At 63.7% G+C, this 744-nt stretch carries 1 pseudogene; it reads left to right on the top strand.

Features of this window, described 5'->3' with window-relative positions:
• Positions 1-744 (top strand): annotated as a pseudogene (locus EN925_RS38250) (hypothetical protein); the annotation flags it as partial.

Genomic DNA, 744 nt, shown 5'->3' with positions numbered 1-744 from the left:
GATCTACACCGATCCCAAGCAGCCCGCGGTGGCCAGCCAGATGTTCCTGGTCGAGGATTTCGTGCCGGATCGCATCGAATTCGACATGAAGGCCGACAAGCAGGAAATCGCCCAGGGCGAAACCGCCAACATCGACATTGACGGCCGCTTCCTCTATGGCGCGCCGGCAGCAGGCCTGGCGCTGGAAGGCGAGCTGACGCTGTCGACGTCGCGCGACTGGGACCGTTTCCAGGGCTTTTCCTTCGGTCTCGCCGACGAGCAGTCGGCCGAACCCACGGTCACCCCCCTCGCCGATCTGCCGGTGGTTGGCGATGACGGCAAGGTGACCTTCCCGGTCTCCGTCGACCAACTGCCCTCGACCACCAAGCTGGTCGACGCCAAGGTGACGGTCAGGATGCGTGAAACCGGCGGCCGCGCCATCGAGCGCTCGCTCAACATCGGCATCCGCCCGCAGGGCCATATGATCGGCATTCGTCCGGATTTCGCCGACAATGAAGTGCCGCAGGGCGGCACGGCCAAGTTCAGCCTGATCGCCGTCGATCCCGACGGCAAGCGTGAGGCGCTGAAAGGCGCGCAATGGACGCTGGTCAAGGTCGAACGCAATTACCAGTGGTACCGCTCCAACAATTCGTGGAATTACGAGCCGGTTACCTTCACCAAGTCGATCGCCAACGGCCAGGTCGACCTCAACGCCGACGGCGACGCAACGGTCTCCGTGCCGGTCGATTGGGGTCAGTACAGGCT

Source organism: Mesorhizobium sp. M7A.F.Ca.US.006.04.2.1 (genome assembly GCF_004022915.1).
Classification (GTDB): domain Bacteria; phylum Pseudomonadota; class Alphaproteobacteria; order Rhizobiales; family Rhizobiaceae; genus Mesorhizobium; species Mesorhizobium ciceri.
The sequence above is the reverse complement of the archived record's forward strand: the minus strand, read 5'-3'. Positions and strand labels throughout refer to the sequence as shown.